General features: G+C 42.9%; 12 protein-coding genes. All 12 read right to left on the bottom strand.

The features are described 5' to 3' along the window. Positions 1-62: 62 nt before the first annotated feature. The 12 genes from spoVM to coaBC all read right to left on the bottom strand — a co-directional run bounded on the left by spoVM (position 63) and on the right by coaBC (position 12,706). Positions 63-143: a stage V sporulation protein SpoVM gene (spoVM, locus tag NST57_RS08330; protein ID WP_008354550.1), complete on the bottom strand. Its 81-nt coding sequence runs from the start codon at positions 141-143 to the stop codon at positions 63-65. 71 nt (positions 144-214) lie between these two features. Next, positions 215-859, bottom strand: coding sequence for a thiamine diphosphokinase (locus NST57_RS08325; protein ID WP_341298382.1), 645 nt, complete (start codon positions 857-859; stop codon positions 215-217). 59 nt (positions 860-918) lie between these two features. Continuing rightward, positions 919-1,569: a ribulose-phosphate 3-epimerase gene (gene rpe, locus NST57_RS08320; RefSeq protein ID WP_341298381.1), complete on the bottom strand. Its 651-nt coding sequence runs from the start codon at positions 1,567-1,569 to the stop codon at positions 919-921. Between the two features lie 3 nt (positions 1,570-1,572). Further along, positions 1,573-2,469 carry a ribosome small subunit-dependent GTPase A gene (gene rsgA / locus NST57_RS08315; RefSeq protein WP_224563370.1) on the bottom strand — a complete coding sequence of 299 codons (897 nt, stop codon included), beginning with the start codon at positions 2,467-2,469 and terminating at the stop codon, positions 1,573-1,575. A 12-nt stretch (positions 2,470-2,481) separates the two neighbouring features. After that, positions 2,482-4,437 (bottom strand): Stk1 family PASTA domain-containing Ser/Thr kinase, encoded by a 1,956-nt coding sequence (pknB, locus tag NST57_RS08310; RefSeq protein ID WP_341298380.1) that lies wholly within the window; start codon positions 4,435-4,437, stop codon positions 2,482-2,484. Continuing rightward, complete coding sequence (locus tag NST57_RS08305) at positions 4,431-5,201, bottom strand: Stp1/IreP family PP2C-type Ser/Thr phosphatase (RefSeq protein WP_142155017.1); 771 nt, start codon at positions 5,199-5,201, stop codon at positions 4,431-4,433. The genes pknB and NST57_RS08305 overlap by 7 nt, the downstream gene beginning before the upstream one ends. A gap of 3 nt (positions 5,202-5,204) precedes the next feature. Then, positions 5,205-6,293, bottom strand: coding sequence for a 23S rRNA (adenine(2503)-C(2))-methyltransferase RlmN (rlmN, locus tag NST57_RS08300; protein WP_341298379.1), 1,089 nt, complete (start codon positions 6,291-6,293; stop codon positions 5,205-5,207). Between the two features lie 3 nt (positions 6,294-6,296). After that, the gene (gene rsmB / locus NST57_RS08295; protein ID WP_142155015.1) at positions 6,297-7,640 is read right to left on the bottom strand and encodes a 16S rRNA (cytosine(967)-C(5))-methyltransferase RsmB; all 1,344 of its coding nucleotides are present in this window, start codon (positions 7,638-7,640) and stop codon (positions 6,297-6,299) included. After that, positions 7,627-8,580 carry a methionyl-tRNA formyltransferase gene (fmt, locus tag NST57_RS08290; protein WP_142155014.1) on the bottom strand — a complete coding sequence of 318 codons (954 nt, stop codon included), beginning with the start codon at positions 8,578-8,580 and terminating at the stop codon, positions 7,627-7,629. Before fmt ends, rsmB begins: the two co-directional genes overlap by 14 nt. 5 nt (positions 8,581-8,585) lie before the next feature. After that, positions 8,586-9,068 (bottom strand): peptide deformylase, encoded by a 483-nt coding sequence (gene def, locus NST57_RS08285; RefSeq protein WP_017359337.1) that lies wholly within the window; start codon positions 9,066-9,068, stop codon positions 8,586-8,588. Between the two features lie 15 nt (positions 9,069-9,083). Further along, positions 9,084-11,492: a primosomal protein N' gene (priA, locus tag NST57_RS08280; RefSeq protein WP_341298378.1), complete on the bottom strand. Its 2,409-nt coding sequence runs from the start codon at positions 11,490-11,492 to the stop codon at positions 9,084-9,086. Then, the gene (coaBC, locus tag NST57_RS08275; RefSeq protein WP_142155012.1) at positions 11,489-12,706 is read right to left on the bottom strand and encodes a bifunctional phosphopantothenoylcysteine decarboxylase/phosphopantothenate--cysteine ligase CoaBC; all 1,218 of its coding nucleotides are present in this window, start codon (positions 12,704-12,706) and stop codon (positions 11,489-11,491) included. The genes priA and coaBC overlap by 4 nt, the downstream gene beginning before the upstream one ends. Between the last annotated feature and the right edge of the window lie 26 nt (positions 12,707-12,732).

Genomic DNA, 12,732 nt, shown 5'->3' with positions numbered 1-12,732 from the left:
TAAACGCCTGCTACAGTTAAATGTAGCAGGCGTTTTTATGTGGAAATAAAGGAGATTACTCATTAATCTTTCTTAAATGAACCAAGCATCGCACGGACAATGCCGCCAAGAAATCTAGGCAGTTTGATTGTATAAAATTTCATTTTGTCCCCCTCCTAAAAGTACCGCTTGCAGCACAATTGAGCTTAATCAGCCATCCACATTGATAGGTTGGTCAATCTTTGCTTCTTACCATTATTAATATGCCTTCATGAAAAGAAAAAGTACCATTTGAGTGGATGAGTTCGTTACTAATACATAGTGTGGAACCAGGCTCAATATGACAATTTTTCAGAGGATATTTGAAACCTTTTAATGTCAGCTTTTCAACCGATGTACCGAAGGGCAAAAACGACACATATTTTTTATCCGGGTCTTGTTTGATGTCGTATGTACCAGGTCCAAACATTTGAATGATATTTTGCTTATCTACAAGGGTCATGCTCTGTTTGTGCTGAATGCCTTTATAAAGGAGATGGATATTTCCAAGAAAATGATCTGCTCTTCCGCCTGTGATACCGTAGATTTGAATATGTGCTGGATTCTGGCGCAAAGACCAGTTCAGCGCAAGTTCTAAATCCGTTTCATCTTTCTCTGCCTGAAATAGATTGAGCGCAGGCAATTTCTTTTTCAGTTCATGAAGCTCTTCTTCTGTCACACTATCAAAATCACCAAATGCTCTGTCAGGTACAATGCCATGCTCTAGTAAGAAAAGGGTTCCCCGGTCTACACCGACCCAGAGAATGTCCTCCTCAGATGCTTCATGATCAAGCGACGGAATGTACGCAAAAGGACCGCCGGCTACGATATGTATGTGCATGATTACGCTCCTTTCCATTGAAAAAGAACCAAAGATCACAATGACTTTGGTTCTTTTTCTTATGCTTCTCGAATGGCCTGAATGGCCGCCGCGCGGTCGTCTTTCCCATATACCGCTGAGCCGGCAACAAGTAAATTAGCGCCTGCTTCTTTGCAGCTCTTTGCTGTCTCTACATTGACACCGCCATCTATTTCAATGAGTAAATCAGTTAAGCCTTTTTGTTCACTAAGTGTCTTTACTTCTTTTACCTTTGAGAGAACAGAAGGAATAAACGCCTGTCCGCCAAAACCAGGGTTCACCGTCATGAATAAGACTAGGTCAACATCCTCTAATACATGCGCGATTTGAGCAACGGGTGTGTGCGGGTTTAAAACAACCCCTGCTTTGACACCTTGTTCTTTTATATGCTGAATCGTACGATGTAAGTGTGGACAAGCCTCGACATGAACAGAAATAATATCAGCGCCCGCTTTTGCAAATGCAGGGATATACTGGTCTGGCTGCTCAATCATTAAGTGAACATCGAGCGGCAGTTTTGTATGTGGCCTGATCGCTTCCACTACATTTGGTCCAAATGTCATATTCGGTACAAAATGACCGTCCATCACATCAATATGAATATAATCCGCTCCACCTTGTTCCACATCACGGATATCTTTCGCAAGATTGGCGAAATCGGCTGATAAAATGGATGGGGCAATATAAACCATGATTTAGTACCTCGGCTTTCTGTCTTTAATTTCAGTTAAAAACTCTAAATAATGCTGATAGCGATACTCTCTGATGCGATCGTCTTCTACTGCCTCTTTTACCGCACATCCAGGCTCTTTTACGTGCAAACAGCCCCTGAATTTACATTCTGCACTCTTCTCTCTGATTTCTAAGAAATAGAGCCCTAAATCTTCCGCTTCGATACCTGTAAATTCAAGTGAGCTGAATCCCGGTGTATCGGCAATAAGCCCTTCAGCCGTTCGAATGAGTTCCACATGTCTTGTTGTATGTTTCCCCCTGCCAAGATGGGAGGAAATATCATTTGTTTTCAGTGCTAAATCAGGACTCATCGCATTTAAGAGAGAAGACTTCCCTACACCTGATTGACCTGCAAATACAGTAATCTTGTGATGGAAATGCGGAGTCAGCTTTTCAATTCCATCCCCTTCGATCGTAGATGTTAAATGAACGTCGTATCCAATTTGGCGATAGTCTTCTGCATAGGCTTGAATCGCTTCTCGCTCTTGCTCTGTTTTCAGCAAGTCCATTTTTGTGATGCAGATAATCGGTTCAATCTGGCTCTCTTCAACAAGCACTAGGAATCTGTCTAAAAGCGATGTACTAAAGGTCGGCTCCGCTGCTGAGAAAACGAGCACCGCTTGATCAACGTTGCTAATAGGCGGTCGAATCAGCTCGTTTGTCCGCTCTTTTACTTCAAGCAAATAGCCTTCCTTATCGTTATCTGCTTGATAGACGACATAATCTCCAACAAGAGGAGTTATTTTGTTTTTACGAAAAATCCCTCTCGCTCTACACTGAATTACTTTGCCACTTTCTAGAGACTCATCTAGCACATAATAAAATCCGCTTAATGCTTTAATAATTTTGCCCTCAGGCATAAAGTCCCTCCTTTATTCATCATCAGGGTATTCAATCGTTTTGGAGCTCACTACTTTATCATCCACTGTCACCTGATAGTATCCTTTTTGACCTGGTTCTATCTTAAATTTAATCGTTCGCTCAGTGGGTGCAGTGATTTTAAAGGTTTCATATAAATCAGAAATGCTATGCTCTGCGTCATCAATAGATATTTGAACATTCATTTCTTGCCCTTCGGTTTCTGGTTCATATGGGATCGCAATCTTTTCAGTCACTGTTTTGGCTGGTTTCTCTTTTGGTCCAAGAGAGAAGGTAATTTTGACCGTATCACCAGGTTTAACAGCTGTCCCCGCTCCCGGTTCTTGCTTCATGACCTCACCTTTTGGCACATCGTCAGAATACGCTTCTTTTTCATCTAACTTTAGTCCATTATCCTCTAGATAATTTGATGCGGCCTGTTTACTATACGTCGTTAAATCCCGTAAGGTAATATCGGCAGGGCCTATGCTGACGGTCAATGTGACTTCTTCATCTGCTGCGACAAGTTCTGTATTTGCGGAAGGTGTCTGTTCCATGACAATGCCTGATTCTGTGTCATTATCATTCACTTCCTCCACAACAACCTGTTTAAACCCTTTTTTCTCTAATAGTTCTTTTGCTTTCTCGACCTTTTCACCTGTTACATCAGGTAATTCGGTTTTTTCTTTACCTGTACTTTGATAAAGCTGAATTTCTGTCCCTTCTTTTACCTTAGTTCCGATTTTCGGGTCTGTTTTGACAACCAGCCCTTTTTCAATGGTTTCATCGGCAATATCAATGGGTTCAGAAGCGACGGTAAATCCAGCTTTCTTCAAGGTGTCTTCCGCTTTTTCAACCGTCATGCCAGAAACATCGGTCACCTCTACATCTTTTGGAAAGAGTAATCCTGGGAATACCGTGATCGCTAAAATGGTCGCAGCCGTCAAAACAAATAAGATCGACGCTACAATCCACGGCCATTTTTTCCGTTTTTTCTTCGGTTTTTGTTTCTCTTTCTTCTTTGGTTTTTGAACCGGGTGGACGGCTGTTTTTTCATTGTCTTGATCGACTTGATGATCTTTTATAATGGGAATGGCTTTTGTTGCTTCATGATCTTCTTCAATGACAAAGCGCTTTTCTTTTAGTCTTGCAGGGTCAAAAGCCGTTTTTAAGTCTTTTTGCATTTCAGATGCATCTTCGTATCGATAGAATGGATCTTTGGCCATCGCTTTTAAAATGATGTTCTCCACGCTTTGTGGTACAGAAGGATTCCACCTTCTCACAGATGGCGGCTCTGATTGCAAATGCTTCAGTGCGACACTGACAGCGGATTCTCCTTCAAATGGCATGCGTCCTGAAATCAGCTCATAAAGAACAATACCAAGTGAATAAATGTCTGACTTTTTCGTTGCAAGACCGCCGCGCGCTTGCTCTGGGGACAAATAATGCACGGAGCCAAGAACAGAATTCGTATGGGTAATGGTCGCTGAGCTAAGTGCCATGGCAATGCCAAAATCAGTGACTTTGATATTCCCCAAGTTGTCTATTAATATATTGTGAGGCTTAATGTCTCTATGGACGAGCTGTTTCGCATGGGCTTCTTCCATCGCCGCAACGACTTGCTCCATGATGCGAACGGCTTCTTTTGGATGAAGTGGTCCATTGGCGTGTATGTATTCCTTTAGCGTCATCCCCTCGACATATTCCATGACAATATAATAAATGTCATCTTCTTCCCCTACATCGTAGATACTGACAATATTCGGATGATCTAAGCTGGCTGCTGATTTCGCTTCTCTCCGGAACCGTCTAATAAAATCATCATCGCTTGCAAAGTCAAACCGTAAAATTTTAATCGCCACTTCGCGATCTAAAATCATATCCTCCGCCAAATAAACGTTGGCCATTCCGCCTCCGCCTATGGCGCGAAGAATTTGATAACGGCCGCTGATCCTTTTTCCGATCAACACTTGCTGTCACCCTCCTCTGTTTGGGAGGAGATTTCTAACAGTACTGCTGTAATGTTATCTTCACCGCCGTTGTCATTCGCTGTTTGAACTAACTCTGTTACTTTTTCATCTGGTGCGGTTGTTTGCGATAATATCTGAATCAAATACTCTTCTTCTACTTTATTCGATAACCCGTCTGAGCAAAGCAAAATTTGATCTCCTGGGTCAATTTCAAAAGTTCGTGCATCAATTTGAACGTGTTTATCCGTTCCTAACGCTTTGGTGAGCACATTTTTTCTTGGATGATATTCTGCATCCGCTTTTGAAATCTCTCCTGTTTTCACTAACTCATTCACTAGTGAGTGATCATCTGTTAATTGGGTCAGTGCGCCTTCTCTTAGCAAGTAGCAGCGGCTGTCACCAATATGGGCAATTGTGACCGTTTGCAAATGAACGAGCGCACAAACGATGGTCGTCCCCATTCCTTGGCACTCCTCATTGTTTTTCGCATGTTCGTATACTTGGTCATTAATTTCGCTAATTTTTGAGATTAACCAATTCTCTTGATCGGCTGGTTTATTTGGAATTGAAGATGTTTCCTGCCAGTATTCTTTTAAAGAAGAAACTGCCATCTTGCTGGCTACATCACCAGCAAGATGACCTCCCATTCCATCTGCTACAACAGCTAGAAGTGTGTCTTCTTTTGCTTCAAAAATACCTGCATCATCTTCATTATGCTGACGGACTTTTCCTGTATCGGTTTGAAAGGCTGCCCTTATCAACATTCGTCACCTCGTCTCTTCCTGACGCTCCTTCGCTCTTAGCTGACCGCAAGCAGCATCAATATCATGGCCTTGCTCTCGTCTAATCGTTACGTTTACGCCTCGTTCTTTCAGCGTTTTTTCAAATAGGAAGATTTGTTCTCTTGGTGTTCTCACGTAATCTCTTTCTGGTACATAGTTCACCGGAATGAGGTTTACATGACATTTGATTCCTTTTAATAAGTCAGCAAGTTCTTCTGCGTGATGAACTTGATCATTGACTCCGCCAAACAGACCGTATTCAAAGCTAACACGTCTTCCTGTTTTTTGAATGTAGTATTCAATGGCTTCCATTAATTTTGGCAGCTTATATGCCTTATTGATCGGCATCAAACGGCTTCTGATTTCTGTGTTTGGTGCATGCAGCGAGACAGCAAAATTGATTTGCATTTGCTCATCAGCGAATTGATAGATCTTTGGAATGATTCCGCTTGTCGACACTGTAATATGACGCGCGCCAATATTTAAGCCGTTGTCATGATTGATGATTTTAAGGAAAGCAAGCATTTCGTCAAAGTTATCAAACGGTTCACCAATTCCCATGATGACAACTGAGCTGACTCTCTCATCTGTTTCATCAAGCGCCTGCTGCACTTTCAATACTTGAGCAACGATTTCTCCTGCTTCAAGGTTTCGTTTTAACCCGCCAAGTGTAGATGCACAGAACGTGCAGCCAATTCGGCAGCCAACCTGAGTTGTGACACAGACAGAGTTGCCGTATTCGTGACGCATCAGCACTGTTTCAATCGTATAACCATCATGTAATTCAAATAAAAACTTGATCGTTCCGTCTTGAGACGTTTGTTTGATCACAGTTTTTAATGTGGTGATCGCAAATTGATCTTTTAATTTCTCTCTTAATTCCTTTGAAAGGTTAGACATTTCATCAAAGGATGTGACGCGTTTTTCATAAAGCCACTCAAAAATTTGTGTTGCACGGAAAGGCTTTTCGCCTTGTTCCTTTAACCATTCTTTGATTTCGTTTAGCTCAAATGAGTAGATCGACGGCATATCTGTCTTCAGTTCTTTTCTTACTTTTTGTTTTTGTTCTGTCATTTTTTATCCCTTCTTTCTCATGCTGCAAATAAAGAAACCATCTGTTCCGAAATAATGAGGAAGAATTTGTACACTTCCGTTTTGAACAAACGGAGCAACCTGCTCAGGCAGCCGTTCATTAAGAGATAGATCGGGTTCGAAGTCTTGGTGTTCTTGTAAAAACGCATGAATCACTTGTTGATTTTCTGTTGGATCCATTGTACATGTACTGTATACAAGGGTTCCGCCTGGCTTTAGCAGCTGGGCTGCTTCATGCAAGATCGATTGCTGAATTGTCGCAAGTCTTGCTGAGTCTTCCGAGGACTTTGTATATTTCATATCTGGTTTTCGTCTAATGACGCCAAAACCTGAACATGGTGCATCAATGAGAATACGGTCAAACGAAGCATCATCATAATGGTCGGATGCTTTTCTTGCATCAAGCGCTTTTGCCTCAATGTGCGTTAAGTTTAGACGCTTTGCTGCCTGTTTGATCAGTTTTACTTTGTGCTCATGTAAATCAAGAGACACAATGTTCCCCTCATCGTTCATTCGCTCTGCGATATGTGTTGATTTACCACCAGGAGCAGCACAGGCATCAAGCACCATTTCTCCCGGCTGAGGGTCCAGCGCTCTTGCAACAAGCATGGAGCTTTCATCTTGAATCGTGACAAAGCCCTCTTGAAAGAAAGGAGTAGATACGATAGATCCTTTCATGAGTTTGAGTGCATCCTCAGATAAGTCGCCGAGCTCTGTTTCAATTCCTGCATCCATGAGTTCTTGCTGCAGTGCAGTGCGGTCTTTTTTCATTCGATTGACACGCAATGTCTGCTTTGGCGGGACTAAATGAATACGGCACATGCTTTCTGCTGCTTCAAAACCGTACGCCTCTACCCATTCTTGTACGAGCCACAATGGATGGCTTGTCTCAACCGATAGCCGTTTGACCGGATCTTTGATCGCATCAAATGATGGAACTCCCTCTCTTTGCACGGAACGAAGAACGCCGTTTACTAGTGAAGAAATGCCTTTATGTCCGCGCTTTTTCGTTAGTTCCACTGCTTCATGGATGGCTGCACGATCTGGAATTTTTTCGAGATAAACCATTTGATAAAGAGACATCCGCAAAAGCTGCATGACCCACGGAGCCACTTTTTGCGGTTTTTTCACAAAGGGTGTGAGCATATAATCAAGTGCCAGCTTGTTTTGCAGTGTACCGTATACAAGTTCTGTTAATAGCGGTTTGTCTTGATCGGAGAGTTCTTTCTCTTTCATCACTGACTGCAAAAGCAAGTTACTGTAGGCTTGATTTTGTTCGAGTTTGATTAAAGCGTCCAGCGCTACTTCTCTCACATTACTTTTCTTCATTGATTAACCCTAATTTCTGTCCAATTTCGATATTTGCGCCTCTTAGGAAGTCTTCACCGCTCATTTTTTTCTTTCCAGCGGGCTGTACACTCGTTAATAAAAGGCCTTGCTGATTTCCCGTTCCAATGACTGGTCCTTCTTTTTGAAGCTCAATCACTTTCCCAGGTTCTTCTGGCGCTTGAAGCGGAACTTTTTTCGCTTCCCATACTTTTAAGTTGGCGCCGTTCCATTCAGTATAGGCAACTGGCCATGGGTTTAAGCCACGAACTTGGTTGTAAAGCTCTTCTCCTGGTTTTGTCCAGTCTAACCTTTCCTGCTCCCGCTTAATATTTGGTGCATATGTTGCTGCCTCTTCATTTTGCGGAATTGGCGAGATGGACCTGCTTAACACATTTGGAACTGTTTCTTTTAATAAGGCCGCACCAGCCACACTTAATTTATCGTGCAGTGTTCCGACATTATCTAATTCATCAATTTCTACTTCTACTTTGCTAATCATGTCACCTGCATCAAGCTTTTCCACCATATACATGATCGTCACGCCTGTTTTCTTTTTGCCTTGCAAGATCGCATAATGGATCGGTGCACCGCCTCTTAGTTCTGGCAAAAGTGAGGCATGAACGTTGATACAGCCAAATTCAGGCTCATCAAGTAATCTTTTTGGCAAAATTTGTCCGAATGCTGCTGTTACGATCAAATCTGGCTTTAACGCAAGCACTTTATCAATTTCTTCATCAAGACGTACCTTTTCAGGCTGTAAAACTGGAATGCCATGTTTTAAGGCTTCTACTTTTACAGGTGGCGGCGTGAGCACTCGTTTTCTGCCTTTCGGGCGATCTGGCTGTGTGACGACCCCTACCACTTCGTATCCTTCTGTGATAAGTGTTTGCAGCACAGGTACTGAGAAATCAGGGGTTCCCATAAATACGATACGTGCCATTTTCTTCACCCTTCCATTTCCGCAAGTTCTTTTTCTGTATAGGTTTGAATGATCTTCGACGTGAATAATACGCCGTCTAAGTGATCAATTTCATGCAATAAAGCTCTTGCTAAAAATCCTTCTGCTTCTATTGTAAATGGTTTGCCTTTCTTATCAAAGGCTTTCACCTTCACATAATTTGGTCTTTCGACCGTTCCGTACAAAGATGGAAAGCTCAGGCAGCCTTCAATGTCTGTCTGGCTCCCTTCCACTTCAAGAATCTCAGGATTAACTAAGTCAATCCTCCCAGAATCTTCTCCGATATCGACCACGGCGATTCTTTTTGAGATGCCGATTTGTGGTGCGGCTAGGCCGACTCCATCTAGTTCAAGCATTGTATCATACATATCATCCAGCAGTTTTTTGAGTTTTTTATCGAATGTATCAACAAGCTCTGTTTGTTGTTCAAGCACGTCTGCCGGATGTAAGACGATCGGTTTGATTGCCACGAAAAGACCTCCGTTTTACATCATCATATATGGATTCATATCGATTGATATCATCAACTGTTTTTGTTCCATTTCTTTTTGATAATGATCTTGTATTTTTCGTAATAAACTTGCCAGTTCATTTTCCCTTTTGTATTTTATCACGCATTGATATCGATATCTATCTTTGATCTTAGCGATTGGAGAAGCAGCAGGACCGAGAATTCTTGTATTCGGTGCACAATTCATTTTTAGGAACTGAACAATTTTGTCCGTGACATGCGCTGCCTTCGTCACTTCTTCATGTGACACAGTCACCATAGCCAAAAAGTAAAACGGCGGATAGGACTGATGACGACGGTGCAGCATCTCCTGCTCATAAAAGGCTTCATAATCATGCTGTTTCGTTAATTCAATACTATAATGCGAAGGTGTATATGATTGAATAATGACTGACCCCGCTTTTTCATGACGTCCCGCCCGTCCGCTTACTTGTGTAAGAAGCTGAAACGTTTTTTCACTTGAACGAAAATCAGGGATGTGCAGAGACGTATCCGCGCTGAGGACACCGACCAGTGTAACATCTGGGAAGTCTAATCCTTTTGCTATCATTTGCGTCCCAAGCAGAATATCCGCTTCTTTATTGCCAAAGGACGTGAGAAGCTTTTCGTGCGCGCCTTTCCGAGAGGTTGTATCTACATCCATTCGGATGACCCTTGCTTCTGGCAATACCTTCGTCAGCTCTTCTTCCACACGCTGCGTGCCTGTACCAAAATAGCGAATATGCTCACTATGACATTCTGGGCATTCTGCAGGTACAGGAGCTTCGTGACCGCAGTAATGGCACTTCAGCCGTTTTTGAAAGCGGTGATAAGTGAGAGAGATCTCACAATGTGGACATTGTTCCACATATCCGCAATCACGGCACATCACAAAGGATGAATAGCCTCTTTTATTTAGAAATAAAACCGCCTGTTCTTTCCTTTCAAGTACTTCTTTTAACCTGAGCATTAATTCTTCTGAGAACATGGAGCGGTTGCCGTTTCTTAATTCTTCTCTCATATCAATTAACGAAACGTGCGGCAGCTGCTGCTGATTGACGCGCCGTTTGAGCGTCAGCAGCGTATACACACCCTTTTTCGCACGTGCATATGACTCAAGTGAAGGCGTTGCACTGCCTAATACAACCGGACATTGGTGCCGCCCTGCTCGTTCAATGGCAACATCTTTTGCATGATAACGAGGCATTTCCTCTTGTTTATAAGACGATTCATGTTCTTCATCTATAATGATCATTCCTAAATTCTCAAACGGGGCAAAAACAGCCGATCTTGCGCCAACGACAAGCTTGACTTCCTTGCGGTGGATTTTCCGCCATTCATCGTATTTTTCCCCTGTCGATAAGCCGCTATGAAGGACAGCCACATTGGACCCGAAGCGCTCTTTAAAACGCTGGACCATTTGAGGGGTTAATGAAATCTCAGGAACTAGTACGATCGCTTCTTTTCCTTTTTGGAGGACATGATCAATTGTCTGTAAATAAATTTCGGTTTTACCGCTTCCTGTGACTCCGTGCAGTAAAAACGTTTCATGTTTGTCATCGCTCACTGCTTGATGAATGGGTTTTGCCGCTTCTGCTTGCTCTGTTGTGAGATCAAGAGGAGTAGATGGTGTAAACTCCCTATCCCGATAAGGATCTCGATAAATCTCTTCATAGCTTTCTGTTAACAGACCTTCTTGAATCAAGGCTTTTATCGTTTGAGAACTAGCACCTGTTTGCTGCTGCAAATCTTTTGCTAAAAACGTGGTTTCATTCGTTTGAAGTAAAAAGGCAAGCAGCGCCTTCTGTTTCACCGCATTTTTCTTTAACTGCTCCTGCTTTTCTTCAAGTTTTTCTTTCGCAACTGCTATCTGAAGTGTCCGCACCTTTTTCTTTCCGGATTTTTGTGAGACGTGATATCTGACTTCTAGATGGCCTTTTTGGACATGCTTTTGAATAGGCTTCAGCTGTTCAGGCGGAATGTCAGCGTAAAGGATGCTCTCTTGCTGACCGAAAAGCTCTTTCAATGACTGCGGAAGTTCCTCAGCTGATAACACCTGAATTTCTTTTTCATATTTGGCTTTCATCGCTGCCGGAAGCATCGATTGAAGCGCCGTAATATGATAGGACAATGTTTTTTCCGTCAGCCAGTGGGAAAGCTCCAATAGCTCATCTGTCAGAACAGGAGATAAATCAAATAAATCGACAATGTCCTTGATGTTTCCTGACTGTACGTCTGTTTCTTCTTTGATTTTTGTCACAAACCCTTGAATCTTCCTTGGGCCAAAAGGAACTACTACCCTCATACCAGCCTTGACAAGGCCTTTAAAGCGGTCTGGCACACGATAGTCAAATGGCCGGTCAATGGCTTTCGTTGTGACATCGACAATCACTTCAGCAATCATGCTCGATCACGCTCTTTTGGCAGCAGCTGCTTTGCCTCCTGTAAGATTTCAAAGGCAAGGTCTTTTTTGCTCATCATTGGCAGCTCTTTTTTTGTGCCGTCTACTTTGATCAATGCTGCGACATTTGTATCTGTGCCAAAGCCTGCGCCCTCTGCTGCAACATTGTTCGCGACAATCATATCTAAATGCTTGGATTCGATTTTCTTTTTCGCATAATATTCTACATCCTGCGTCTCAGCTGCAAAGCCGACTAGCACCTGATGTTCTTTTCTTTTCCCAAGCTCTTTTAAAATATCTTTCGTCCGCTTAAATTCAACCGCTAGTGCACCATCTTGTTTTTTCATTTTATGAGAATACGTCGTGACAGGCGTATAATCGGCAACGGCCGCTGATTTAATCACTATATCTGCTGTCTCGTATACATTTAACGCTGCTTGATACATCTCCTCAGCCGATTCCACGTGTACCACGTCCACATGCTCAGGCGCAGTTAACGAAACAGGTCCTGAAATGAGCGTGACATCAGCGCCCATTTGCTCGGCAGCTTCTGCAATGGCATAGCCCATTTTCCCAGAAGATCGATTTGAAAGGAAACGAACAGGGTCGATCACTTCTCGTGTAGGGCCAGCTGTGACCACGACTTTTTTACCTGAAAGCGGCAAGCTGGTTGGCTCATCAAAAAATGCACGAATGTGTTCAACAATTTTTTCAGGCTCCTCTAAGCGTCCTTTTCCAATGTAGCCGCATGCTAAATAGCCTTCACTTGGCTCTATAAACCGGTAGCCGTCTTCATATAAAGTGCGGATGTTCCGCTTGACAGCTGGATGGTCATACATGTGCACATTCATAGCCGGTGCAATCCATACAGGAGCAGTTGAAGCAAGCAAGGTCGTTGTGAGCATATCATCAGCAAGTCCTGCGGCCATTTTACCAATGGTATGTGCTGTTGCAGGGGCAACAAGAATGAGATCGGCCCAGTCAGCTACATCAATATGTGCAATGACTTTTGGATTGTTTTCTTTAAATGTATCCACATACACCTCATGCCGAGATAGGGCTTGAAAGGTGAGCGGAGACACAAACTCACGGGCAGATTCTGTCATAATCACTCTTACGTTTGCGCCTGCCTGTACGAGTTTACTAGTGAGTGCAGCTGCTTTATATACGGCGATTCCTCCGCTGACGCCGAGTAAAATATTTTTTGACTGTAACATTTGTTTGTCCCCCTTAGCGGCCTTTT

Origin of the sequence: Bacillus sp. FSL M8-0077 (genome assembly GCF_038050255.1) — a bacterium.
In the GTDB taxonomy this organism is placed as follows: domain Bacteria; phylum Bacillota; class Bacilli; order Bacillales; family Bacillaceae; genus Bacillus; species Bacillus altitudinis.
Note: the sequence above shows the minus strand (reverse complement) of the source record. Positions and strands in the feature narration are given on the sequence as shown.